Genomic DNA, 25,435 nt, shown 5'->3' on the forward strand with positions numbered 1-25,435 from the left:
TGCCAATGGTGTCACCTGCGTCGATGTCGAGTCTCCGAGGCCGGTGCGGCATGGCGACAGGGGCGCGCGGACCTGGGCGAGGGCAACCCCGCTGCCTTTCCGGGCGCCCGCGCCCGGCACCGCCTTCCCTTTCGGGCAACGCGCCCTGTGGAAAAGCCCTAGGAACGGTAAAAACCGCTGGACAGCGGGCGGTTCAGGAGTCCGTCAGCACATCCCGCGTCCACGTCCCGAACTCGCTCTCCAGGACCAGCCGGCCGAGCTTGCGGTACTCCTGGGCGACCGCCGCCATCAACTGCCGCATGCTCAGCGGAAGTCCGGCCTCGGCCGCCAGATACGCGGCCGTCACCGCGCACGCCCGGATGGAACCCCCGGCCAGTTCGAAGCGGTCCGCGCAGAAGCCGAGGTCGAGATCGGCGGCGCGCGGCAGCCGCCCGCCCAGGCACCGCTCCCACAGCGCGAGCCGCTGACCGGCGTCCGGCACCGGGAAGTCCGCGATCACATCGAGCCGCCGGGTGAACGCCTCGTCCAGGTTGGCCCGCAGATTGGTGGTCAGTACGGCGATGCCGTCGAAGGACTCCATGCGCTGGAGCAGATACGCCGACTCGATGTTGGCGTGCCGGTCGTGCGCGTCCTTGACCTGCGAGCGCTTGCCGAAGATCGCGTCGGCCTCGTCGAACAGCAGCACCGCGTTGACCGCGGACGCCTCGGTGAAGATCCGCTCCAGGTTCTTCTCTGTCTCGCCGATGTACTTGTCGACCACCGTGGACAGGTCCACCACGTACAGATCCATGCCCAGGTCGGCCGCGACCACCTCGGCGGACATCGTCTTGCCGGTGCCGGACTCCCCGGCGAACAGCGCGATCACACCCCGCCCCCGGCCGCCGCCCGGCCGCATCCGCCACTGCCCGAGCACCTGCTCGCGATGCCGGGCGCGCACCGCCAGCTCCCGCAGCCTGCGGTGGGTCGGCGCGGGCAGCACCAGGTCGTCCCAGCCGACGGCCGGTTCCACCCGGCGGGCCAGCCGCGCGAGCCCCGCCCCGTTCTGCGCCCGTACGGCGGCCCGCAGATCGTCGGGCCGCACCGCCCGGTCGGCCAGCGCGGCCGTGCGCACCGCGGCGCCCGCGGCCCGGCGCAGCTGCCCGCCGTCCAGCCGGTGCGCGGCGACCGCCGAGGCGAGCGTCTCCGCCGCGGCCGGGTCGACACCGTCGGAGCCGGCCCGTTCCAGCGCGTGCCGCCAGCGTGCGGCCTGACGGCCGGGGGAGGGCGGGGCCACCGGGAGGACCACCGGGGTGTCGGCGGCCCAGGCCGGGTCCCAGCCGTCCGTGCCGTACAGGAACAGCGGGAGCCCGCGCAGCGCGGCGCACACGTCCCTGGTCATCCGGTCGCGTCGGGCGGGCTCCGGGGGCAGCGCCTCCAGCGGGCCGAGGACGACGCCCGCGCCGGACAGCCGGGCCTCCAGGGCCGCCACCCGGACCAGCGCGGGCACCTCGGCGCCGTGCCGGGCGAGGGCCGCCGCGTCGAGCACCAGCGGCCGCAGCCCGGCGGCGCGCAGGGCGGCCACCGCGAGACCGGGCGCGTCGCCGCCGCGGTTCAGCAGCTGCACCAGGCCGGGACCGGAGAGCGCCGCGGCGGACGCGCGGGCCACGTCGGCGGGCTCGGCCGTCGGGTCGGCGTCGGCCTCGCCGAGCAGCCCGGCCAGCCGCGCGTCCGGCTCGGTGCCGCCCAGCAGATGCGCGCTCACCCGGTCCGGGACCGCCAGCACACGTGACAGCGGCGGCCGTTCGGGCTCGGTGACCTCGATCAGACCGCCCGCGATCAGCGGCGCCCCGGGGGCGAGCCGGAAGCGGGCGGCGGACGCGGCGGGCAGCCCGCACAGCTCCAGGGCGAGGGCGACCGTCGGCCGGCGGCGCGTCAGATCGTCGTTGAGATAGCCGTACAGCCGCTCGAACCGGGGGTCCAGATCCGGTGCCAGGGCGACCAGCAGCAGATCCGTGTCCAGCGGCGAGAGCCCGAACCGCTCGGCCAGCAGCCCGAGTCCGGACGTCGGGGGCACCGGCGGCGGCTCGTGGTCGGGCAGCCCCAGGCCGCCCGGCTCCTCCAGGATCCGCGCCACCGCCTGCGGGGTCAGGTACTGGCCCCGGTACGGGTCGTCCGGATCCGGGTCGACGGCGCGCCGCGCGGCCACCGCACGGCGCACCCGCTCCTCGGTCAGCCGCAGCCGCGCCCACAGGACGTCCACCTCGGCCTCGGTGGCGTACATCAGGGCTGCCGCCTCCCTCGGCGGCGCCGGGCCGGAACCGCGGGCCGCTCACGCAGGCCGGCGAAACCCTCCGCACCGGGGTCGCCGACCTCCTCGTACCGCAGCCGTCGTCCCGGCGCGGGTTCCCCGTCGGCCCCGAGTCCGCCCGCGCGCACCAGGAGACCCTCGGTCACCGGCGGCGCGGCCGGGCGGGCCACGGCGGCCAGCGGTGCGCGCACCCGGACGCCGAGCGACGGCTTCAGCTCGCCGTCCAGCGCCGACCACACATCGGACGCGGACGGCGCGTCGATCCCGCCCCCGGCGGTGTCCAGGGACACCGTGAGCCCCAGCTCGGCGAGCGAGCCGGTGAGCAGGTCCGCCGGCAGCGCGTCCGTGCTCACCAGCGTGCCCAACACCTGGGAGAGCAACCGGTGTTCGTCCTGCGGGCGGCTCGCCCACGCCGTGACCAGATACGTCAGCTCGAACCAGCGGGGCGGGGTGCGCCGCGCCACCACATACCCCTCGGTGTCGTGCACCTCACCGGCGCCGCTGCCGCGCCGGGTGGCGTCCTCCTGGATGTGGTACAGGAACACGCACACCGTGGGCGCGTTGCGGCGGGCCGCCCAGTCGCGGGTCGGGGCGTCGAAGACCACCTCGACCCCGGACGCCTCCAGACCGGACCCGGCGAGCAGCGCGCGCAGCGCCTCGTCGACCTCGTGGATCATCGGCGGGTCACCTCGTCGGGCGGCTGCACACTGCCCGTCACCACCAGGAAGTCCGTCTTCACCGGGGAGAACCCGGGGCCCCGCGCGGTGATGGTGCGCGGTCCCGTCTGGTCCTTGGTGAGGATGAGCAGCTGGCCGATGAAGGTTCCGTCGGGCTTGGGCACGGTCGGCGCGGCGGCGGCCGTGATCCCCGGCTTCCAGGTGAAGCGCACCGGCACGCCCGGCGGGAAGTCCTTGCCGCGCACCGAGGTGACGAAGCCGGGCTTGCCGATCGGCGGCACCGCGATGATCTTCGGCTGGAGGATCCGCAGCTTCGTACTGGCCTTGTTGTCCCGGAGGTCGGCATCCGTGCCGGTGGTGGTCAGGACACCGGTGGCCCGGCCGGTCAGCGCGTGGTCGGGGGCGAGCACCACCCGTACGACGGTGCCGGAACCCGGCGCCAGATCGGGCAGCGCGCACAGCCAGGAGCTGTCGCAGCCCGGCGGCGGACCGCCGTTCGGGATCCCGGCGGGCAGCGAGATCCGCAGCCGCAGCCCGGTGGCCAGCGCGTTGCGGCCGTTGCGCACGGTGTACGTCACCACGACCCGGCCGCCGACGTAACCCGGGTTGGGCTGCGCCGTCACGGTGACCCCCGGGCCCGCCTTGGGCGCGGGCGGAGCGGGCGGCGCGGGCGGCGGAGGCTTCGGGGTGGGCGTATGCGTGGGCGTGGGGGTCGGGGTGGGCGTAGGGGGCGGCGGGGTCGGCGGCGCGGGCGGCCGTACCGGCACCACGGTCCGGGTGGAGTTGTCCCCGGGCTGCGGATCGATGACGCTGCCGGTGACCGACCAGTCGATGGGCTGGTCTCCGGTCACGTTCCCGGTGACGGTCACGGTGACCGGGACCGTCGTACCGGGTGGCACCACCCCGAGGTCGCACTGGAGCGTGGCCGCGTCACAGGTGCCGCCCGGATAGGTGACCTTGGTGACGGTCACGCCGGCCGGCGGCGCCATGGTCAGCCGGGTGCCGGGCGAGGCGGCCGGGCCGTTGTTGACGACGTCCACCGTCAGGTCCGTGGACGTGCCGACGGTCAGCGGCGGTGTCGTACCCGGGGCGTGCACCGCCAGGTCCACCGACTGCTCGACGCTGGGCTCCTTCTGCCGGCCCGGCAACTCGGTGGTGAGCGGGGTGACCTGGCCCGTCGAGACGGTCAACACGTAGAGGTTCTCCGGGCAGTTGACCGGCGCGTCGTCCCGTGCGCTGAACACGATCTGGGAGCCGTCCGCCGTCCAGGCCGCGTCGCGCGGCTGGTGCGGTCCGGTGACCGTGGTGTCGGGCAGCTGCTGACGGCAGGCGTCCGCGCTGCCCCGCGCCGCCTCGGGCAGCAGCACCTGGCAGCTGTCGCCGGACACGGAGGTCAGCACCAGCCCGTTGCGCTCGTCCACGAGGCCGCCGCCGTTCTTGCGGTTGAAGGCGATCGAGCGGCCGTCGGGGGAGAAGGCGGGACTGTCGTCGATGACCGAGCAGTTGCCGGGGCAGTTCGCCGCGCTGAGGTCCTTCTGCGCGTTCAGGTCGTCGACCGGCACGGTCCAGATGTGCTTGTTGCCGCCCTTGCCGTCGATCACCGCGTTACGGGTGAAGGCGAGCACGGTGCCGTCCGGGGACCAGGTGGGCTGGGCGTCGCTGCCGTTCTGCTGCCCGGCCGGCGGGACCACCTCGTGCACGATCGCGCCGGTGGCGGCGTCGGCGATCAGGATGCGGCCGGGACCGGACGCGGACCCGACCCCGCCCGGCGAAGTCCGGGTGAACGCCAGGTACTTGCCGTCCGGCGAGAACGTCGGGTCGGTGTCCCAGTCCTGCGGCCCCCGCCCGGCCAGCGGCATCGCCCGCGGGTTCTGCCCGTCGGCGTCCGTCGTCCAGATCCGCTCGATCCGTCCCTGGCCGCTCGGGGCGTCCTCGAACCGGGTGACCACGATCCCCCGGCCGTCCGGCGTGTAGTTCTGCCGCTCGGTCCACGGGTCGTACCCGGCCGCCGGCTCGAACAACGGGTCCTTCGTCGGATCGGTGTTGGTGTCGGCCGCCGGGTCCTCCTGGAGCACCGGCACCCCGAGATCGCGGGGATCGGAGCCGTCCATCCGCACGTCCTGGAGGGTCGCCACCCGCTGGTCGGGCGTCGCGTTCTGGCCCTTCACCGCGGGCGCGGGCTCCGAGAGGCGGTCCACCACGGGGTAGCCGCCGGTCACCGAGCCGACCCAGGTCACCGACGAGACATCGCGGTTCTCGCTGAGCACCAGATCCGGGTCCGGGTGCTGGCCGGGGTCCTGCGGGGCCCGCCACACATGGTTCCAGTCACCCTCGCAGGAGCAGGTGTGGTTGGTGCTGAGGAACAGCACGCCGTTCCCGTCGGGCATCCAGGCCGCCCCGTGGGTCGCCCACTGCGCCGCCGTGCCCGCGAGCAGCGGCTGGTCGCCGTCCGGGCGGCCCAGCTCGCGCAGCCGGGGCCCGGTCGTGGAGTCGACGGTGTACGTGTACGCGAGCAGGTTCCGGTGCGCGTCGTCGTTCACCGGGTTGAACACCGGCTCGGTCGCGCTGCCGCCGAGCGTCCCGGTGAGCGCCGTCGGGGCGCCCCCGGCCAGCGGGCGCACATAGATCTGCGCCCCGGTCCCCGCGTCCGGGTCCGCGCTGTAGGCCAGCCGCTGCCCGTCCGCCGACACCGTCGGACTCTGCTCGTCGTACGGCGTGTCGGTCAGCCGGGTCAGACCGGTGCCGTCGGTGCGCACCAGCCAGAGATCGCGCTGCTTCTCGCCGTCCGGGCCGCCCGGCTCCGCCGAGTCGAACACCACCGAGCCGCCGTCCGGGGTCAGCCTCGGATGCGCCGCGTCCCGGCCGCTGGTCAGCTTGCGCACCGAGCCGTCCGCCGCCCGCAGATAGATCTGCGGATGCTTGTCGTCACGGCGGCTCGCGAACACGATCGTGTCGCCGAGCGCCGTCGCCTGCACGTCGTAGTGCGCCGGGCCCGCGCCGAACAGCGGATCGCTGCTCCCGGTGCTCGCCACCCGGCCCAGGCTGCGGTGGTCGGTGCCCGCGAACGCCACCCGCGCGGGCGCGACCTGGGCGGCCGTCGGCCGGACGGGGTCGGCGCCGCTCGGTCCCGAGGCCGCGGTCACCGCCAACAACGGGACCAGCAGCAGCGACGAGGCGCCGAATCTCCCCAGCCGGCGCTGCCCGCCGGGGCCAGCGGTGCCGTTCACGGTCCACCTCGCAGTCTCAGTACACATGGGTGCGCTCCGCCACTGTGCGCCATGGGCGCGCCCGGCGGCAGGGCGGCGGGGACCCTGCCGGGGGAAGGGCCCGTTGCGCTTTCGGGCAGCCCCCGGGTGCCCGGACAGCCGTCGGCCCGGTCCGCCGAGCCGGCGTCAGATCAGTCCGTTGCGCAGCGCGTACCCCACCGCGTGCGCCCGGTTGCGCAGTTGGAGGCGCGTGGTGACCTCGTGCAGCACGTTCTTGACGGTCCGTTCGGAGTACGACGTCTTCTCCGCGATCTCCGAGGTGTCCAGCCCCTCCGCCACCAGGCGCAGCATGTCCGCCTCGCGCGCGGTCAGCGTGGACAGCGAAAGACCGCGCGGATCGAGCGTCGAGCGCTGGAGGCTGCCGACATGGCTGAGCAGTTTGCCGAGCAGATCGCCGGGCAACACGCCCTCGCCCTTGGCCAGCGCCAGCACCAGGTGCAGCAGCCGGTCCTGGTCCGCCTCCTGACGCCGCAGCACCGCGCCCACCCCGCACTCGATCACCCGTTGCAGTGCCGCGGATTCGAAGGTGCCCACCACCAGCCCGGTGCGGGTGGCGGTGTTGCGCTGGAGCCGCTGCAACAGGGCCGTCACCTCGTCGTCCACGGTGTCGACGACCACGAGCGAGATCCTCGCCCCGTCCGCGTCGCCGTCCGGGAGCAACTCCAATTCCGGTCGCTGGCGCAGCTGCTGGACGATGCCGATGTGCAGGACGAGATCCTGGGCGTAGACGGCCACGGTCACCCGGTCCGGGCGGCCGACGGAGACGGGCGGGGTTCCGCCGGGCATCTGGACGATCATGAAGGTACTTTCTTTCGCAAGGCCGGACATGGTGGCGTTCTTCAGGACGCGCCCCGGGCGGCGGTGGTGGCGTCCGGGGCGGTGGGATGGAGCACACGACGCCTTCGGCGTGTCAGCTCGCGTCCCGATCGGTGGTGTTGACCTTGGCCGCTGCGGGCACGTCGACTGCCCGGAAGTTGCCCCCGTATCTCTCGTGGCGGTTCGGGTACGGCTCTACCGTCGTGGCGTGACGCCATCTGCAGCCTCTTCCGGACCCGGCGCCCCCGGCCTCGACATCCCGGCCGTGTCGGTGACCCCGGGCGGCACCGCCACCACCAGCCTGACCGTGCGCAACGACAGCGACATCGTCGAGGCGTACACGCTGGAGGTGGTGGGCGACTGTGCGCCCTGGGCGACCGTGGCACCCGCGCGTATCTCGCTCTACCCCGGCACCTCCGAGACGGTGACCATCACCCTGGCCCCACCCCGCTCGCCCGAGGTCCGGGCCGGCGATGTGCCGCTGGGCGTACGGGTGTTGCCGGCCGAGCATCCCGAGTCGGTCACCGTGCCCGAGACCACGGTGCACGTCGAGGAGTTCCACGAGCTGCGGACCGAGATCCTCCCGCGGCGCCGCCGCGGCTGGCTGCGCGGCCGCTACCGGCTGGCGGTGCGCAACGAGGGCAACACCCCGACGCGGGTCTCCTTCCGGCCCGAACAGGCGGGCGAGGAACTGCGGTTCGGGTTCGTGCCGGCCGAACTGCAACTGGAGCCCGGGGAGTCGGCGGAGACCCGGCTGCGGGTGCGCATCGGCAAGCCGGTGTGGTTCGGCAAGCCCGCCGTGTGGCCGTTCACCGTGCACACCACCGACGGCGCGGCCGAGGCGCAGGCGGAGGCGAGCGCGCGTCCCGCGGCGTACGTACGGCCTCCGCTGGAGGCCGAGTTCGTCCAGATCCCCATCTTCCCGAAGTGGCTGCTGGCACTCCTCGCGGCCATCCTCGCCCTGCTGCTCGCCTGGTTCGCGCTGGTGCGCCCGGCGGTGCGCAGCGCGGCCCGGCAGGCCGCCGACGAGGTGGTCCAGCCGCGGCCCACTCCGGGCGACGGCAAGAACGGACAGTCGCCGGGCACCGGCACGGGCACCGGGACCGGTAACGGCACGGGCAAGGAGCAGGGCGGCGCGGGTCCCGGTGTGCCCGGCGGCGGGAGCCCCGGTGGCACCGGTCCCGGCACCTCGGCGGGCGGCGGCGAGCAGAGCTCGACCACCATCGACGTGGAGACGGCCGGCGGACAGGACAAGACCGGCAGCTACACGGTGCCGCAGGGCAAGGTGTTCGGCGTCACGGACATCGTGGTCGCCAACTTCCAGGGCGACGAGGGGGTCATGACCATCACCTTCGGCGACCGTAAGATCACCACGATCGCGCTGGAGACCTTCCGCAACCAGGACTACCACTGGGTCACCCCCATCGAGATCCCCGCGAACGCCACCGTCACCGCGAAGGTCAGCTGCGCGAAGCCGGGTACTCCGGCCACGGGCCGGCAGGCACAGCAGTGCCATGAGGTCCTGAACGTGAGCGGTGTACTCGCCAACGTCTCACAGTGAGGCGGCTTTTCCGAAAATAGTTCGCCTGGTGTGGCCTGTGTGGGAAGGGGAGACTTTCACTCCGTCCGAAAACCGATATCGGGCCCTACTGTGCAGGAAATGTGCAGGTCAGTGCGGATGGCCAGGGATTTCGGGTCGTGACGGGAGCCGGACCGGGGCCTGGGGACCGACATGGTCCGGACGGAATGGCCTATTCCCTACCGTTCATGTGGGGGAGGGGCGTGAGAGGGGGGCGCGCGGGCGCACGCACGCCCCCACGCGCGCCGCGAAAGCATCCCGCCACGCTTCGCGCAAGTACCCCGGGTGCGCCATGTCCATGCCCCCGCGTCCGAGGTGCGGCTGCCCTCCGGGACCGGGCGGGAGTGCCCCTCCGTACGGCGTGAAAGTGCCCCCCGCCGCACCCGGGCGCTGCCCTTGAGGGCATGCCGAAGGGCGCCTTCCGGGCAACATCCCCGGTCAGGCGCCCTTCCCTGGGCGAGGCGCTACGAGCGGCGCCTGCGCTCCGACGTCCGGGTCGCGGACTCGACCTCCTCCGTCACGGAGTCCATCCCCTCCGCCGCCAGGACGTGATCGCCGTACAGGTCCTGGAGCCAGTTGGTCTGGTAGACGGTGTCGAGGTAGCGCTCACCCATGTCGGGCGCGATGGCGACCGCGGACAGGCCGCTGGCGTCGTTGCGGGCGAGCCAGTCGGTGGCCCCGCTGACGACGGTCCCGGTGGAACCGCCGAACAGGAAGCCGCGGCGGGCCATCCGGTGGCACATGCGGATGGTGTCCGCCTCCTCCACCCGGATCACCTCGTCCACGACGGACTCGTCCAGCAGCGGCGGGCGCATGCTCATGCCCAGACCCGGGATCATCCGGCGGCCCGGCTCGCCGCCGAAGGCCACCGAGCCCACGCTGTCCACGGCGACGATCCGCACCGGCCGGTGCCACTGCCGGAACCAGCGGGCGCAGCCCATCAGGGTGCCGGTGGTGCCGGCCCCGATGAACACCACGTCCAGGTCCGGGAACTGCTGGGCGATCTCCGGGGCCGTGGTGCGGTAGTGCGCCCGCCAGTTGCCCGCGTTGGTGTACTGGCTGAGCCAGACGTACCGTTCGTCGGACGCGCACAGCTGGCGCACGTACTCGATCCGCGTGCCCAGGAAACCGCCGTTGGAGTCCTGGTCGGCGATGACATGCACCTCGCTGCCGAGCGCCTCCATCAGCAGTCTGGTCGACAGGTTGCAACGGGAGTCCGTCACACACAGGAACTGGTAGCCCTTGCTGGCGGCGATCATACTGAGCGCCACGCCGAGGTTCCCGGAGGAGGACTCGACGAGGATGGACTCCGGCGTCAGGAGTCCGTCCCGCTCGGCGCTCTCCACCATCTCGTTCGCGGCCTTCAGCTTGATGGAGCCGGCGAAATTGAAGCCCTCGCACTTGAGATGGAGGGGTTGTCCGCAGATCGACTTCAGGTCGACGAAGAGATGGCCCTCGTTGAAGGCATAGGGAGCGGTAATGACAGGCACGGCGGACCTCCTGGTGCCGGGCCGAGGACGGGCCTCAGCCGTACCGGCGCAGGTCGTGGAAGAAGTCGTCGATGAGGCGGAGGCTGCCCGCCCGGGATACCTCGTCGTAGACGTACTTGCCGACGGCGAGATCGAGGACACCGAGTCCGAAGGGCGAGAAGATCACCGGTCGGTCGGCCGGCGGCGCGGACCGCCCCTGGAGCACGTCGTTGAGCGTGCCGTTGAGGAAGTCGCGGTCCCCGGTGAGCTGTTCGGCCAGATGGGGTGAGGTGTCGGCCTTCAGGCAGTGCTCGACGTCGTCGACGAAGTTGGCGGCGCCCAGCAGGACTTCGGGGGCCAGGTCCCGCAAGGACACGTGCAGGACCAGGGGGTTGTGGTCGAACCACGCCGGGTCGGTGACATGCGGCTTGCCGGCGACCGTGGCGAAGACCACGAGATCGCTGTCGCGGATCAGGTCCTCGGCACGCTCGTGCACGGTGACCTCGCCGCCCGCACCGCTCTGGCGCAGATAGCCGCGGAACCCCTCGGCGCTGTCGGCGGACACGTCGTGCACACCGATCGCGTCGAACTCCCAGCCGGTGCCGGCCAGGAAGGTGTGGATGTACCGGGCGATCAGCCCGGTGCCGAAGAACCCGATGCGTGCGGGCCGGGCACCCCGGCCGCGGCTGAGCCAGTCGGCCGCGAGCGCCGCGGACGCGGCGGTCCGGGTGGCGCTGATGATGGAGCTCTCCAGACAGGCGAACGGATAGCCCGTCTCCGGGTCGTTGAGGATCAGCACCGCGGAGGCCCGCGGCAGCCCGGAGCGCACATTGTCCGGGAAACTGGAGATCCACTTCAGGCCGTCCACGTGCACCGAACCGCCGATCGAGGCCGGCAGCGCGATGATCCGCGAGTTCGGACGGTCCGGGAAGCGCAGGAAGTACGACGGCGGGTTCACCGAGTCCCCGGCGCCGTGCAGCCGGTAGGTGGCCTCCACCAGCGCCACCAGCTCCCGCTCGCGCCCGGTCAGCGCCTGCTGCACCTGCTGCCCGGAGAGTACCGAGAACGTCGGCACCGAGGGGCCGCCCGCCGTCTGCTCGGCGGCTGTCGTCAGCAGATCGGTCATCGCTCGCTCGCCTCCGGGGTCGGGCAGCCGTCGGCGAGCCGGTGCGGCTCCGCCATGCCCACCAGCACCTGCCGCTCGCCGCTGAACGGCTCGCGGCTGTGCGCGGTGGAGATGTTGTCCACGAGCAGCAGATCCCCGGCCTGCCAGGGCTCGCGCCGGGTGTGTGCCTCATAGGTGGAGTTGAGCAGTTCGACCACCTCCTCGCCGATCGGGGTGCCGTCCCCGTAACGGGTGTTGAACGGCAGCCCGTCCTCGCCGTACATGTCCACCAGGTACTCGCGCACCTCCGGGGACAGCGTCCACTCGTTGAGGAACGCGATCTGGTTGAACCAGCAGCGCCGGCCGGTGACCGGATGCCGGACGACCGCGCTGCGCCGCTGCCGGGTGTGCAGCGAGCCGTCCGGCCGCCAGGTGAACTCGATGGCGTGCGCCCGGCAGTAGCGCTCGATCTCCTCGCGGTCCTCGGTGCCGAACGACTCGGCCAGCGAGGCCCCGATCTCGTCGTTGTAGCTGCGGGTCAGCAGCCAGCCCTCGCGCTCGAACCGCTCGGTCAGCGAGGCGGGCAGCGCGTCGAGCACCTCCTCGGCGTCGGCCACCGCCGTCGCCCCGCCCTCCGCGGCCGCGGTCAGGCACGCGAACAGCATCAGGGAGGGCACGTCCAGCGTGTAGCTCAGCTCGTGGTGCATGCACATCGGCTGATTGGCCGGCCACGGCGTGGACGAGTACACCCCGGGCGCGAGGACCTCGCGCGGTGCGAACGCCTCGCGCTCCGGCATCAGTTCACCGGTGATCCGGGCGAAGACGGCACCGACCTGGTCCGCGTCCCGCAGGCCCAGACCACGGACGAGCAACGCCCCGTGCTCGGTCACCAGCGCGCGCAGCGCCTCGCGGTGCGCGCCCGCCCAGTCCGGGGCGTCGCCCGGGGAGTCGACGCGCAGCAGCGCCGGTCTGTGCGGCCGCAGCTCCACCTCGAGCGGCGCTGCAAGGGATGAGAACGGCATCTCGGTTTCCTTTCGGTTGCCCGTCTGGAGGGTCCGCGTGACTCAGGACGTGGCCAGGGGTACGGCGGCCCGCAGCACGGCACGCGCCGCCTCGGCCGGCCGGGTACGGGGGAAGTAGTGGCCGCCGTCGGCGAGTTCGTGCAGCTCCACCTGGTCGGCCAGCAGCAGCCAGTCCCGGTGGCGCTCCGGCGCGCCCGCGGTGTGCGGATCGTCGGCCGCGACGACCACCGTGAGCGGCGCGGCCAGTTTGGGGGGCGGCGCGGACTGGAGGGCCGCCCGCAGATAGCGGTGCGCGGCCACGCAGTCGTGCCGGTAGGCGGCGCCGATGTGCTCGGCGTGTGCCTCGTTCAGCTCCGCCAGCTCGGTGTAGCCGCTGTCCGCGGTCAGCCGCGCCGCGATCTCGGCGTCACCGAGGCCGGTCAACTCGGCCACGGCGGCGCCCCGTTCGTCGGCGGTCCCGAGGAGCTGGGCGCCGATGAACACCCGGGTGACCCGCACGCCCCGCTCGGCGAGCCGCCGGGCCGTCTCGATCGCGGGCGCGGCCCCCGAGGAGTGGCCCCACAGCATCACCCGGGTCAGCCCGCGCCCGACGATCTCCGCGGCGACCTGCTCGGCGACCTGCGCGATGGAGACGAATGGCTCCTGGTGCGCGGCCAGATCGTGCCCGGGCAGATCCACCGCGAGGACCGTGAGCCCGCTGCCGGCCAGCGCGCTCGCCATCGGCTGGAAGTTGACCGCGTTGCCGCCCGCGTACGGGAAGCAGACCAGCGCGCCCTCGGCCGCGCCGCCCCCCTCCGCGAGCGGCTGGAGCAACTCCCCGTGCTGCCGGGTCGCGCCGTCCAGCAGCGCGGCCAGATCGGCGAGGACCGGGTGCCGGGTGATGTCCTTGAGGGACACCGCGCGCTCCAGCGCGATGCTGAGCTTGACCGCGGTCAGCGAGGTGCCGCCGGAGTCGAAGAACTGATCCGAGCGGCGCACCTGTTCGGCCGGTACACCCAGCACCTCGGCCCAGGCCGCGGCGAGCCGCCGTTCGGCGGGACCCAGCGGGACGTCCGATGCCGGGGTCTCCTCCGCGGCCGGCGCGGCCTTCGCCGCCAGCGCGGTGAGCGCCTTGCGGTCGATCTTCCCGTTGGCGGTCAGCGGCAGCGCCTCCTGCCAGTGGAAGGCCGAGGGGACCATATAGGCGGGCAGGACCGCGCCGAGCGCCTCGCGCAGCTCCTCCACCGGCCGGGGCGCGCCCGAGCAGAAGGCGATCAGATGCCTGCTGCCGCCGCCCCGCTCGGTGACCACCACCGCCGCGTCCCGGACCCCGGGCACCCGCAGCAGCGCGTTCTCGATCTCCCCGATCTCGATACGGAACCCGCGGATCTTCACCTGGTTGTCCCGGCGGCCCAGGAACTCCAGCTTGCCGTCAGGGTGCCAGCGCCCCCAGTCACCGCCGAGATACAGCCGCTCGCCGGGCCGGTACGGGTCCGTGCGGTACGCCTCCCGGGTGCGCTCCGGGTCGTTGACGTACCCCCGGCCCACACAGACACCGGAGAACGCGATCAGACCGGGCGCGCCCAGCGGCACCAGCGACAGCCGCTCGTCCACCACGTAGACGCGTACGTTGTTCACCGCGCGCCCCAGCAGCACCCGCTCCGGCACCCGGTCCAGGACCTCGTGGTTGGTGTCGTCCGAAGTCTCCGTCAGGCCATAGGCGTTGAGCAGCTTGATGTCCGGCTCGATGGCGAACCAGCGCTGCGTCAGCTCCCGCTTGAGGGCCTCCCCGGTCACCGACACACAGCGCAGGTCCGGCAGTTCGCGCGGCCGCTGCTCCAAGTAGGAGACCACGACCTCCAGATAGGAGGGCACCAGCTGCGCCACCGTGACCCGTCCGTCGGCCAGCGTGCCGACGAAGCGCTCCACGTCCGTGATCTCGTCCTGCCCGATCAGCAGGGTCCGGCCGCCGACCATGAGCGCGGACACCAGCTGCCACAGCGAGATGTCGAAGCACTGCGGCGCCGTCTGCGCCACCACCGAGCCCTCGCCGATGCCCAGATCGTCGATCTTGGCGAAGAGGTGGTTGAGCAGTCCCGCGTGCTCGCACATCGCCCCCTTAGGCTCACCGGTGGAGCCGGAGGTGAAGTAGATGTACGCCAACTGGTCGGCGTCCACCCGCATGCGGAGGTCGTCCTCGGCGTGCGGCTCCGCGTACGCCTCCTCGACCAGCAGCCGCTCCGCCCCCGTCACCGAGGTCAGCGCCTCGTCCAGGGTGGCGGTGCTGCCGGACTCGGTCAGCACCAGCCGGCAGCCGGCCCGCGACAGCGTCGCCGCGATCCGGCCGGCCGGGAAGTGCGGCTCGACCGGCAGATAGACGGCGCCCGCCTTGAGCACCGCGAGCGTCGCCGCCGGCCAGTCGAGGCCGCGCTCCATGACGACCGCGACCACGTCCTCCCGGCCGACGCCCCGCTCGACGAGCGCCCGCGCCAGCCGGTTGGCCCGCCGGTTCAGCTCGTCGTACGTCCACCGCCGTTCGCCCTCTACGACCGCCACCGCGTCCGGACGCGTCCGCACCCGCTGCTCGAACAGCTCGTGCGCCCGCGCCTCGGGCAGCGGCCGGTGCGGCCCGGCCAGCCTCTCCAGCTGCTCGCGCACCTCGTCGTCCGACAGCAGGCTCCGCGCGCCGTGGTCGGCGTCCGGGTCGGCGGCCAGCAGCCCGAGGGCGGTCAGGTGGTAGCCGCCGATCCGGGCAGCGGCGGCGGCGTCCAGGACGTCCTTGCGGTACCCGAGGCGCAGCAGCAGCCGGCCGCCCCGCTCCGACCAGCGGACGTGCAGGACACCGTCGTCGGCGTGGTTCTCGTCGGCCCCGATCGGCCCGAACACCACCTCGTACGGCGGCTCGGTCAGACCGAGTTCGCGGCGCAGCTTCTCCACCGGGAACTCCCGGTGCGCCAGCACCTCCGCCTCCGCGTGCTCGGCCGCCGCCGCCAGCTCCCGCCAGGAGCCGGGCCGGACGGTGAGCCGGCAGGGCAGCGGTTCGCCGCGCACCCCGGTGGTGTAGCCGGTGACCACCTCCGGCTCACCGGACAGCGTGGCCAGCACCTTGGCGTGCGCCGCGAGCAGCAGCGCGCTCACCGGCACCCCCTGGCGCCCGACCAGCTCGCGCACCGCCCGTGCCACCTCGTCCGGCACCGGCATCTCGTGCTCGGCCGACCCGGCAGCCGGCTCCCGCACCCAGCGCGGCACCGGGGTGACACCGCCGGCGGTCAGCACCCGCTGCCAGAACTCCCGGTCCGCTTCCACACGCGTTCCCATCGAATGGCCTTCCTCAACTCACGGTCGCCGCGGTGGCGCCTGCTGTAGAAGCGGTCGGGGCGGGGGCGCCCGGCGGTCCGTCGGCCACCGGCATCTCCACCGCGGGGTTGCCGCCCCAGCGCGCGTGCGGGGGCACTTCCTCGCCCTTCATGAGGAAGGAGTCGGAGACCAGCACCGAGCCCTCGCCCATCGTCACGCCGTAGTGGACATGGGCGGAGACGCCCAGCGTGGTACCGGCGCCGAGCCTGATGTAGTCGGACTTGAAGGTGCCGTCCTCCTGCGAGTGGCACTGGATCTTGCTGCCCGCGTTCAGGGTGCACTCGTCGCCGATGACCGCGAGGGTGCGGTCGGTGATGTAGCAGCCGTCGTCGAACACCATGCGGCCCACGCGCACCCCCATCAGCCGCCAGACCAGGGTCTTGAACGGGGTGCCGTTGAAGATGTTGAGCCACTGCGACGGCACCTTCCACAGGCGCTCGATCCGCCAGAAGTCCCGGTCGTAGATGGAGCACAACTGGGGCCGCAGCCCCCGGAACCTGGTCATGCAGCGCTCCAGCACGATGTAGTACGCGGTGGAGAAGGCGAGGGTGAGCGCCAGATAGGCTCCTATCACCACATGGCCCGCCACGCCGTACAGATCCACCGTGGCCAGTGCGAACAGGGTGAGCACGAAGACGTGCAGCCAGCGGGCGAGCAGCCACCAGGCCATCGAGCGCAGGTTGTAGTGGTTCTTCGCCCGCAGCCGGGTGCTCAGCTCCTCGCCCTCGCGCAGATGGTCGAAGCGGGCGTCGCGGTCGACCGAGCGCGGGATCTCGAAGCACGGCGAGCCGAGCAGTCCCACGCCCTGTCTGATCTCGCCGTCCAGCGGGATCATCACCTTGGTCGCCAGCAGGCAGTTCTCGCCGGTCCGGCCGCCCGCCGGGTAGGCGATGTTGTTGCCGAGGAAGTTGCGCGGCCCGATCGACACCCGCGACAGCCGGAACGACGTGCTCGAATACTCCGCGTTGAGGACGGACAGCCCGTCGGCCACCATGGTGCCGCTGCCGACCGAGACCAACAGCGGTGTCTCGTGCTGCACTTCGGTGCCGAAGTTCGAACCGGTCTGCTCGACGTGCGACAGGTCGTACCCGAGGCCGCGCAGATAGTGCACGACGAACGAGCTGTCACCGAACAGCCAGGCGTAGAACTTGACGTTCGTCAGCCGGGCCGTCGTGCGGTGCAGCGCGTAGCGGAGGCCGTAGAGCGGGTAGACCCGGTCGGGCCGGACGACCAGCCGCAGCAGCCGGGGCAGCGTGTACAGGACGGCGAGGCCCACGAGGATGAAGCCGGCGAACAGCGCGAGGGAGAGCAGAGCCGCGTCGGCGAGCAGCCGGTCGGGCGCCAGATCCTCGGTGTCCGGGTCGAGGCGGCTGCCGATCGCCGGTACCGCGGTGAACAGTATGTACATCCCGCCGACGGCCAACGGGATGTAGACGAAGACCAGTTGGACCAGCGTGCCGAGGCCGAACCAGGCCCGGCGCAGGGTGCCGCACCGGGCGGGCGGCACCCGCAGGTAGTCGGTCTCGGCGGGCTCGGCGGGGGAGCCGTGCCAGCGCTCGCCGGCCGGGACCGCCTGGCCGCGGTGCAGCGCCGAGGCGTGCCCGAGCTGCGAGCCGTCGCCCATCGCGGTGTCGATGTCCAGGGTGGTCTTCTCCCCGATGAACACGCCCTCGCCCAGGGTGATCCGGCCGGTCTGGATGCGGCCCCGGTGCGCCCGGTAGCCGAGGATGAAGGAGTCCTTGCGGATCACCGTCCCGGCGCCGATCGTCACCAGGTCGGGGCAGACCGGCAGGGTGTGCGAGAGGATCGTGACCCCCTTGCCGATCCGCGCGCCCAGGGCCCGCAGGTACAGCACGTACAGCGGGGTGCCGGCGAGGAGGACCATCGGGTTCGCGTGCAGCAGCGCCTTCACCAGCCAGAAGCGCAGGTACGCGAGGCCCCAGACGGGGAAGTCGGCCGGTTTGGCGCGTCCGACCAGCAGCCACTTGGCGATGACCGGGAAGACGCACAGGGCGATGAACCCGGTGCCGCCGAAGAGCAGCGACCGTACGTAGATGTCGGCGATCCCGTTGCCGTCGGCGACCCACTCGTAGCCGGTGCCGGTGACCAGACCGGAGACGAACGAGTAGGCGAGGAAGGTCAGCAACTGGACGGTCCCGCACAGGAAGTGGGTCAGCCGGCCGGTGTGCGGCAGGGGCGCGGGAGGTGCGGCGGGTGCCGGTGCCACGAGTGCCGCCGCGGTGCCCGCGGCTTCGTCCGGCGGGGGAGCGGCCGGGGCGAGCGCCTCGGCCAGGTCCCGGATGGTGGGGTACCGGTAGATGTCCCGCATCGAGGGGGACGGCAGATCGGACCGCTTGCGCACCCGTGCGCAGAACTGGGCCATGACCAGGGAGTTGGCGCCGAGGTCGGTGAAGAAGTGGCTGCCCACCGGGACCTGCTCAGTGCCCACCACCTCGGCGAGCACATCCGCGAGTCTGCTCTCGGTCTCTGTTCTGTCCGGGCCGGCGCCGCTCACGGAGAGGGCGGTTGCGTCCGGCCCGCTTATATCGATCTCGGAAGACTGCTCCACCATTCGATCTCCTCGAGAACGTTCTGGATCGTTGATGCACATTCCTGATCACGAACCGCCAATTCAGTGTGGACAGGGCACCGTAAGCCTGTCACTTCGAACCATTCGACCGACTCGCCGGAAATGCCCGATGGAGCCGTGATCCTTGGGCGCCCGGGGCTGGCGGCCGCTGCGGATCACCCGTTTGGCGGTTCACTCGTGCGGCAGCGTCGGGGGTCCGGGCGGCGGTTCCGCAGGGGTTCGGGCGGCGGTTCGGCGCGGGCTCGGCGGGGTGGAGGGCCCGCGAGGGCGAGTGGCTTCGTGGCGGGCTGGGTGTGCCGGGGTCAGTACCGAAGGGCCGTGCCGACGTTCGCCCGCACCTCGCCGCGCAGCCTGCGATTGCCGCGCGCGGTGCCATGGCCCGAGGCGTGCGCGGCCACGTTCCTGACCGTCAGCACGACGACGTCGACCAGATTGCCGTGACCGTCCGTGAAGTTGACCTGGACCGCGAAGGACTTGGCGGAGGAGGCCGTGTTCCGCGCGGTCACCGTGGCGGTGGCCCGGCCGTCGCCGCCGAGGGTGACGGCGCCGAGGCGCACCTGGTCCTTGGCGTTCAGACCACCCTTGGCCTCGTCGAGTCCCCGGCCGGCCTCCGCCGAGGCCGAGGCGAGCGCGTCGCCGCCCCGGGAGGCGAGCGAGGCGGCGGCGGACGCGGCCGAGGCGGCCCGCTCGGCGGGTGAGGGGGAGTGCGGGGAACCGTTGCCGCAGCCGGCGGCCGACACCATGACCAGGGCCAGCACCGCGCCCGCCGCGCCCCGTCTCCCGTGCCCTGCCATGCGTGACTCCCGTGCCCTCGCCGCGTTTCGTTCCCCTCAGTGAAGGGTGGGCGGCCCCGCCCCGCACACCGGGTGCGACACCCGGGCCACACAGGCACCCGAAAGGCCCCCAGGACGCCGCTGAACAGGCGATGCGCCCGGGGCGGACGCCCTCGCCGGGCGGGTCGGCGCACTCTGACCGATAGTGGTGGAGGGACCAGGTCCCCAGGCAGCACCCGTCTTGGCGTCTTGGCACAGGAGGCCCGATGCGCGCTTCACGGCCGCTGGCCGCGCTCACCGGTTTCGCGTTGCTCGGCATCGCGCTCACCGCATGCCAGGACCAGGCGTCCGGTCAGATCGTGGTCCGGAACAACGGACGGGTCGTGCAGACCCTCACCAACCCCTCGGTCAAGGGCTGCCACCGCTTCCCGCAGGGCATCACCCAGGTCACCAACCGGACCCAGAGCAGCCTGCGCCTCTACACGACCCCCGACTGCACGGTACCGGCGGGCGGCGCGTACAACTTCCTGGACATCGGCGCGACGGACCAGGTGGTGCGGGCGACGGGGCTGTGGAACAGCTTCGACTTCGCGCCGGAGTGAGCGGGTGACGCCGGTTCGCGCCGGAGATCACCGAGGCTTCGCCCGATGCGCCGCAAGCCGCTCACGGGCATCGGTGTACGCCCGCGCGTCGATCTCACCGGACGCGAACCGCCGATCGAGGATCTCCTCCGGCGTCTCCCGGGCCGCCTCGCCGCACCCGTGCCCGCCGTGATGCCGCGTGAGCCGCAGCATCCCCCACCCGAGAAGCCCGAGGGCCGCGATCCACACGAGGGGCATGAAGGCCATCCAGACCCAGCCCCCGCCACCGTGCCCGTACACCATCCGGCCCACCACCCCTGAGAAGCCCCGCGCCCCCACCATCCCCTGACCGCGCAACCGCCGACAGGGCCTTTCGGCTCTCCGGGGGGACGGGTTTCGGCCCACCTGGCATCGGCGGGTGCGCGAGCGCCCGCCCCCCTCGTCCGTACGCCCTCTCTCCCCACCGGTTTGTCGATACGATGGCCGTTATGGCGAGTTGGGGGAGTGCTGGGTGGAACCGTTGATCGATTTGGTGTTCTCGGCGGTCGGCACGGTCGCCTCCGGTGCGCTGTCCGGGGCGGGCGGTGAGACGGGCAGGCGGATCTCCGAGCGGCTGCACGGACTGCTCGGCCGGGCGGGCTCCGAGCCGGGCACCCCGTCCGGGCAGCAGGTGCTCGTCCTGCCCGTCACCGAGCACGAACGCAGGGCCGCCGCCGCACAGCTCGTGGAACTCGCCCGCAGCTCACCGGAGTTCGCCCGCGAGGTGCGGGAGTGGGTCCGCGAGGCGTCCTGGCTGGCGCCCCGCCCGGTACCGGCCGTGGCACCCGGCGCCTCCCGCCCGCAGATGCTGCCGCCCGCCACCGCGGCCTTCACCGACCGCGAGGACGTGCTCGCCTGGATCAAGGGCCTGCTGGACGACGCCGGACGCGCACCCGGCGCACCGGTCGTCGCCACCCTCACGGGGCAGGGCGGCATCGGCAAGACTGCCACCGTCGTACGGTGCGCGCACGAGCTGCGCGAGGAGTTCCCGGACGGAGTCCTGTTCGTCGATCTGGCCGGGGCGTCCGCCGGCACCGCCCTCACGCCCTCCGAGGCACTCGTCCGTTTCCTGGAGAGCCTCAAGGTCGGCACCATCCCCGGCGACGAGGCACGGCAGCGGGACCTGTTCCGGGAGTACACGGCCGGCCGGCGCATGATCGTCGTACTGGACAACGCGCTCAACGACGCGCAGGTGCTCCCTTTGCTGCCCGCCTCGCCCGGGTGCCTCGTCCTGGTGAGCAGCCGGCACCGCCTCGGTCGGCTCGTGGCCGAACACGGGGCGTATCCCCTCACGTTGGGGCCGCTGTCCACCGCCGACTCCGTCCTGCTGCTGCGCCGCGTCGCCGGGCGAGCCCGTTCGGGTGCCCCGGAGGAGGTCGTACGGGCCGTCGCGGAGGGGACCGGCGGCATCCCGCTCGCGGTGTGCACCACCGGCGCCGGACTCGCCGTGCGCGAACACCTCTCCTGGGCCCGGGTGGCGCGCGGACTCTCCGACCGGATCGACGGCACGCGGCAGACAGGAGTCACCATGGGAGACACCGACCCGCACGCCCCCGCCGACCCCGTCCGGCTCGCACAGGACGTGTCGTACAACGAACTCACCCCCGAATGCGCCGCGTTCTACCGCGCGCTGGCGGTCTGGTCCTGGCCGACCGTGACCGTCCTGTGCGCCGCGCACGCGGCCGGCGTCGACGAGGCCCGGGCGCGGGACATGCTGGAGCAGCTGGCCCGCGTCCATCTGCTGGAGGAGGTCGCGGAGGAGCGCTACCGCTTCCACGACCTGGCCCGCGCGCACGCCCGCGAGCTGGCGGTCGCCGAGGACGGGGAACGCCGGATGCGCGAGGCGGTCCGCCGGGTGGCGATCGCGTATCTGCGGTTCGCGGCGGCCGCGGACCTGCGGGTGATCCCGCACCGCTGGCACCTCGGCCCCGTCTACGACCGGCTCACCGTGCCGGAGCACACCGAAACGGGAGACGGCGCCCGGGCGTTGGCGCAGCTGCGCGCCGAGCGGGAGAACCTCGCGGCCGTCATCCACGCCGCCGAGCACCACGGCTACGACGACCTCGTGTGGCAGCTGTGCGAGGCGATGTGGAGCCTGCATCTGCGGCTCGGCTTCCACGCTCAGTGGATCGAGACGCATCTGCGCGGCGTCGAGGCCGCCCGGCGCGGCGCCGAGGAGTTCGGCGACCGGCGCGCGCTGGGCCGCATGCTGGTCCAACTGGCCTTCGCCTACATGGGGGTCGGTGACGCGGACAAGGCCGAGGAGGCCCTGGAAGCGGCCGCCACGGCCGACGCGGCATGCGGCCACCTCCGCGGCCGGGCGACCGCCGTGGAGGCCCTCGGGCTGCTCCGCCTCAAGCTGTGGCGCCATGACGAGGCACGGCACAGCTTCGAGGAGGCCCTGCGGCTGCTGGGACGCATCCGCGAGGGTGACGACGGCTGGCAGGACGTCCGACGCGCCACCGAGCTCCTGAAGCACCACCTCGGCCGCGTCCTCGCCCGTGAGGGCCGATTCCCCGCCGCCTTCGAGAAGTTGAACGAATCACTGGTCGGCTTCCGCACCCTGCCCGGCGGCGCCGACACCTACAACGAGGGCCGCGTCTACATGAGCCTGGGCGAGGCCCACCTCGGCGCGGGCGACCTCGAACTCGCCCTCGTCTGCCTGGACAAGGCCGTCGAGGCCATGGCGACGGAGGGCGCGGGACTCCAGCTCGCCGACGCGCTGGAACAGCGGGCCGAGTGCCACCGGCGTGCCGGACGCCCGGAGCTGGCCGCCGAGGATCTCCGGGCCGCCGCCGCGCGGTACGAGAAGGAGGAGGACGGCACCGGAGCGCGGCGCGCCCGGGAGCGCCTCACGGCGCTGGCGGGCTGAGGCGCTACACCGGGAAGAGCGGCAGCCGTTCGACCGTCACCCGGTGCGCCACGGCGCCGGTGCGTACGACGAGGTGCGGAACGGCCTCGGAGATCTTCCGCCCGCTGGTGACCCAGGTGTGCAGCGCGGAGGCGTACGCGGCCGGATCGCACAGGTCCGGCCGGCCGTCGGGCCCCGGGGCGGCGGACAGCCGCAGCAGATCGCCCTGCCGGGTGCGCACGACGCAGCGGTCCGGACCGTCGGCGTACGCCGCCAGCGCGCAGTAGGGGTACCGCGCCAGCGCCTCCGCCGTCCAGGCACCGGGCGGTCCGAGCCGTGGATCGTCGGCGGGCGCGTGCCGCAGTACGACATCGGCGACGCGCAGCCGGCCGGCCTCCCGGGTCTCCTCGTCCACCGCCGTGTGCGCGTACGCCGTGGCCGCCGCCGCGAGGCCGTCCGCCGGGTCGGGGGCGTCGCCGGACACCGGGTGCCGTACGAGCACCACCTCCGGCGTCCGGCCGTCGGTCACCTCGGCGAAGACCCGGACGGGCGTGGTGCGGCGGGCCGGTTGATGGGGCGGCAGGGGCAGGGGGTCGAGCAACGCGGTGTGGCCGGTGGGCTCGGGCAGGCCCATGAGGCGGTAGAAGAGGTGGCGCAGCAACTCCGCGGACTCGCCCGGTGTCGAACTGGCCTGCTCGGCGAAGTGCGTGTAGCGGTCCGGCTCGTGGGCGCTGATCGCCGTGTCGATCTGGGCGCGCAGGCTGCCGCGCCGGACCAGGCGGGGCGCCGTACGGCCGAGCGCGGCCACCGGGGAGTGCGGGTCGAGCGCGTCCTGCGGGAACGCCCCGAGGAGCACGGGGGCGCCGATGGCGGCCGCGTAGTAGGTGACGCTGGAGTGGTCCCCGAGCACACAGTCCGCCGCGATCAGGGCCTGCCGCCACCAGTCGAGCGGCGGTACGGCGTCCAGACCGGCCCGGCGGGCGTGGTCGAGCCAGGCCCTGATCTGGCCCGGTCCGTGCCCGTACCAGATGTTCGGATGCAGGACGGCGACGGAGCGGTACTCGTCGGCCGGCAGCTCCGTGGACAGCCGGGACAGCAGCCAGGGCAGCACATCGTCCGCGCCGGACTCCTCGCCGGAGCCCGCCTCCGCGGTGCCGAACAGGGACCGCGACGACCAGGTCGAGCTGAGCACGACCAGCTTCTGCCCCGGTGCCACGCCGAGGGCGCGACGGAAGAGTTCCCGCTGCGGGAGCGCGGCGATGAGCCGGTCGTAGCAGGGATCGCCCGCCAGGACTGCCGTGGGCGCGGCCTGCGGGCAGGAGGCGCGCAGCCGCTCCAGCTGCTCGGGGTGGGACAGGACGGTGGCCGCGGCGAGCGGACGGCCGCGGTGCAGCAGCCAGTCCGGCGAGAGCCCGAAGACCGGTGCGGCCGCCCGCCGTTCGGCGTCCGGCGCGGCGAGCCGCTTGTTGTAGCCCATCCCGTGGGACAGGACGACCAACTCCGCGCGGATCTCGTCCAGTTCACCGCCGTAGCTCGCCGAGACGGCCAGGTCGAACGTGGTCTCCTTGGCCTGCTCCCACGGCAGGACGGGCAGCCCCATGCCGGTCAGTAGCTCGACCACGCCCGCGAGGAACGGCGAGGACCCCGTGCACGTGGCGAACAACTGGAGCCGTACATCCCCGCCGAACAGGGGCAGCACATCCAGCAGCCGGGTCGCGGACGTCACGTTGTGCACCACCAGCAGCACCCGGCGGCACCCGGCCCGTGTGACCCAGCGCTCGGCGTCCGCCCCCACCGGCACCCGCAACCGTGCCGCCCCACCCATCACCACTGGCGCGTATCCCCGTCCCGGCCTGATCGATTCGGCGTTCCTCCGGCCGTCCGCCCGATGCTATCGAGCCGTAACTCCGGGAACACCCACAGGGATCGGCGCGCGCCGCCGACGGGGCGGCGATCGGGCTGACGGCTTTGCGCTCACCGTGCGCCGGTGCGAGGAGGTGGGACCCATGACCGAGGTGTTTGTGAGGGCGCTCCCCGCCTCGTCATGGCCGAGTGGCTGACGCGGCCGTCGCCGACCTCGTGCGATCCGTGCGGTTCACCGCCCGGACGACGTCCGACGGCGTGTTCGGACGCGACTTCACCCTGGGCGACATCCCCGGCGTGCTCTGGTCGCCCGCCGTCCGGAGGAGAAGACGCCGCACGCCAACCCTCGGGCGGCACAAAGAACCGCCCCGCTTCGAGTCGGACGGCGCGGCCCGCTTCCTCGCCCGCCAGCTGGGGTCAACGGCCTTCCAGGAGGCCTGAGTCGAGCGGTAGCGGCACACCGGCGCGCGGGAACGCCGGTACCCGCGGCGACAGATATTCGGCCACCTCCGATAATGCTTCACCCGGCAGGCAGGCAACGGAGGGAGCACAGGTGACCGAGACGTTCAAGCGTCGCGCCCCGAGCCAGTGGGGCGAGGGCGGCGCCCTGAAGGAGGAGATCCTCGCGGCCGCGGCCCGGCTGCTGGCCGAGTCGGGCCGCGAGGAGGCGCTGTCGCTGCGCGCGGTCGCCCGCGAGGTCGGCATCGCCGCGCCCAGCATCTATCTGCACTTCAAGGACCGTTCCGACCTGGTCGCCACGGTGACGCGCCGGGCCTACGAGAAACTGGTCGCCGAGCTGAGGGAGGCACGGGACAGCGGCACCTCCACCGCCCCCCACACCCCTCGCTCCGCCCTGCGCGCCATGGCCCACCGCTATTGCACCTTTGCGCTGGAGAACCCCCGGCGCTTCCGCCTGATGTTCGGGGTCGAGCGCGTCGTCGGCCCCCGCGAGGACTCCCCGCACCACCCGGTGCGGCTGGTCCTCGGCGCCTGGGAGGAGGCACTGGCCGCGCTGCCGACGGACCGCCCCGGGCAGGTGGGCACCGGACAGGACGCGCTGCTGCTGTGGTCGGCGCTGCACGGCATCGTCACCATCGCGATGGCGCTGCCCTACCAGGTCGACCGGCACGGGCTGCTCCAGCGCGCGGACGACCTGCTCGATCGCGTCGTGGCCGGATAGC

Annotated in this window: 17 protein-coding genes; 5 read left to right on the forward strand and 12 right to left on the reverse strand. The window is 73.1% G+C overall.

Going from position 1 to position 25,435, the window contains the following annotated elements; genetic code table 11:
- Positions 1 to 193 precede the first annotated feature (193 nt).
- The 4 genes from QHG49_RS30230 to QHG49_RS30245 all read right to left on the reverse strand — a co-directional run bounded on the left by QHG49_RS30230 (position 194) and on the right by QHG49_RS30245 (position 7,028).
- Complete coding sequence (locus QHG49_RS30230) at positions 194 to 2,260, reverse strand: ATP-binding protein (protein ID WP_301491981.1); 2,067 nt, start codon at positions 2,258 to 2,260, stop codon at positions 194 to 196.
- A complete protein-coding gene (locus QHG49_RS30235) occupies positions 2,260 to 2,964 on the reverse strand; it encodes a DUF4255 domain-containing protein (RefSeq protein ID WP_301491983.1) in 705 nt (234 codons plus the stop codon). Before QHG49_RS30235 ends, QHG49_RS30230 begins: the two co-directional genes overlap by 1 nt.
- Positions 2,961 to 6,191, reverse strand: coding sequence for a hypothetical protein (locus QHG49_RS30240; protein WP_301491984.1), 3,231 nt, complete (start codon positions 6,189 to 6,191; stop codon positions 2,961 to 2,963). Before QHG49_RS30240 ends, QHG49_RS30235 begins: the two co-directional genes overlap by 4 nt.
- Before the next feature lie 165 nt (positions 6,192 to 6,356).
- Complete coding sequence (locus QHG49_RS30245) at positions 6,357 to 7,028, reverse strand: LuxR C-terminal-related transcriptional regulator (protein WP_145486081.1); 672 nt, start codon at positions 7,026 to 7,028, stop codon at positions 6,357 to 6,359.
- A gap of 226 nt (positions 7,029 to 7,254) precedes the next feature.
- Between QHG49_RS30245 and QHG49_RS30250 the strand changes: the two genes are divergently transcribed.
- Complete coding sequence (locus QHG49_RS30250) at positions 7,255 to 8,607, forward strand: hydrolytic protein (RefSeq protein ID WP_301491985.1); 1,353 nt, start codon at positions 7,255 to 7,257, stop codon at positions 8,605 to 8,607.
- A 482-nt stretch (positions 8,608 to 9,089) separates the two neighbouring features.
- On the opposite strand, the gene sbnA is transcribed toward QHG49_RS30250, so the two are convergent.
- The 6 genes from sbnA to QHG49_RS30280 all read right to left on the reverse strand — a co-directional run bounded on the left by sbnA (position 9,090) and on the right by QHG49_RS30280 (position 18,941).
- Positions 9,090 to 10,115, reverse strand: a complete 1,026-nt coding sequence (gene sbnA / locus QHG49_RS30255) for a 2,3-diaminopropionate biosynthesis protein SbnA (RefSeq protein WP_145486080.1) — start codon at positions 10,113 to 10,115, stop codon at positions 9,090 to 9,092.
- A 34-nt stretch (positions 10,116 to 10,149) separates the two neighbouring features.
- Positions 10,150 to 11,220 carry a 2,3-diaminopropionate biosynthesis protein SbnB gene (gene sbnB, locus QHG49_RS30260; protein WP_145486079.1) on the reverse strand — a complete coding sequence of 357 codons (1,071 nt, stop codon included), beginning with the start codon at positions 11,218 to 11,220 and terminating at the stop codon, positions 10,150 to 10,152.
- Complete coding sequence (locus QHG49_RS30265; protein WP_159699133.1) at positions 11,217 to 12,221, reverse strand: TauD/TfdA family dioxygenase; 1,005 nt, start codon at positions 12,219 to 12,221, stop codon at positions 11,217 to 11,219. The genes sbnB and QHG49_RS30265 overlap by 4 nt, the downstream gene beginning before the upstream one ends.
- A 42-nt stretch (positions 12,222 to 12,263) precedes the next feature.
- Positions 12,264 to 15,518 carry an amino acid adenylation domain-containing protein gene (locus QHG49_RS30270; RefSeq protein ID WP_301491989.1) on the reverse strand — a complete coding sequence of 1,085 codons (3,255 nt, stop codon included), beginning with the start codon at positions 15,516 to 15,518 and terminating at the stop codon, positions 12,264 to 12,266.
- A 13-nt stretch (positions 15,519 to 15,531) separates the two neighbouring features.
- Positions 15,532 to 18,129 carry a Pls/PosA family non-ribosomal peptide synthetase gene (locus tag QHG49_RS30275; RefSeq protein ID WP_301491991.1) on the reverse strand — a complete coding sequence of 866 codons (2,598 nt, stop codon included), beginning with the start codon at positions 18,127 to 18,129 and terminating at the stop codon, positions 15,532 to 15,534.
- A gap of 320 nt (positions 18,130 to 18,449) precedes the next feature.
- Positions 18,450 to 18,941 (reverse strand): hypothetical protein, encoded by a 492-nt coding sequence (locus tag QHG49_RS30280; protein WP_301491992.1) that lies wholly within the window; start codon positions 18,939 to 18,941, stop codon positions 18,450 to 18,452.
- A 245-nt stretch (positions 18,942 to 19,186) separates the two neighbouring features.
- Between QHG49_RS30280 and QHG49_RS30285 the strand changes: the two genes are divergently transcribed.
- Positions 19,187 to 19,522, forward strand: coding sequence for a hypothetical protein (locus QHG49_RS30285; protein WP_159699123.1), 336 nt, complete (start codon positions 19,187 to 19,189; stop codon positions 19,520 to 19,522).
- Between the two features lie 27 nt (positions 19,523 to 19,549).
- Here QHG49_RS30285 and QHG49_RS30290 read toward each other — a convergent pair whose 3' ends face one another.
- Complete coding sequence (locus tag QHG49_RS30290) at positions 19,550 to 19,804, reverse strand: hypothetical protein (RefSeq protein ID WP_145486073.1); 255 nt, start codon at positions 19,802 to 19,804, stop codon at positions 19,550 to 19,552.
- Between the two features lie 208 nt (positions 19,805 to 20,012).
- Between QHG49_RS30290 and QHG49_RS30295 the strand changes: the two genes are divergently transcribed.
- Complete coding sequence (locus QHG49_RS30295; RefSeq protein WP_301491993.1) at positions 20,013 to 22,412, forward strand: tetratricopeptide repeat protein; 2,400 nt, start codon at positions 20,013 to 20,015, stop codon at positions 22,410 to 22,412.
- 4 nt (positions 22,413 to 22,416) lie between these two features.
- Here the strand turns inward: QHG49_RS30295 and QHG49_RS30300 are convergent, their stop codons facing one another.
- The gene (locus QHG49_RS30300) at positions 22,417 to 24,216 is read right to left on the reverse strand and encodes a hypothetical protein (protein WP_301492963.1); all 1,800 of its coding nucleotides are present in this window, start codon (positions 24,214 to 24,216) and stop codon (positions 22,417 to 22,419) included.
- Between the two features lie 227 nt (positions 24,217 to 24,443).
- Between QHG49_RS30300 and QHG49_RS30305 the strand changes: the two genes are divergently transcribed.
- Entirely contained in the window at positions 24,444 to 24,695 is a 252-nt protein-coding gene (locus tag QHG49_RS30305) for a hypothetical protein (protein ID WP_301491994.1), read from the forward strand.
- Between the two features lie 112 nt (positions 24,696 to 24,807).
- Positions 24,808 to 25,434, forward strand: coding sequence for a TetR/AcrR family transcriptional regulator (locus QHG49_RS30310; protein WP_301491996.1), 627 nt, complete (start codon positions 24,808 to 24,810; stop codon positions 25,432 to 25,434).
- Position 25,435 lies beyond the last annotated feature (1 nt).

The sequence above is a fragment of the Streptomyces sp. WP-1 genome (assembly GCF_030450125.1).
In the GTDB taxonomy this organism is placed as follows: domain Bacteria; phylum Actinomycetota; class Actinomycetes; order Streptomycetales; family Streptomycetaceae; genus Streptomyces; species Streptomyces incarnatus.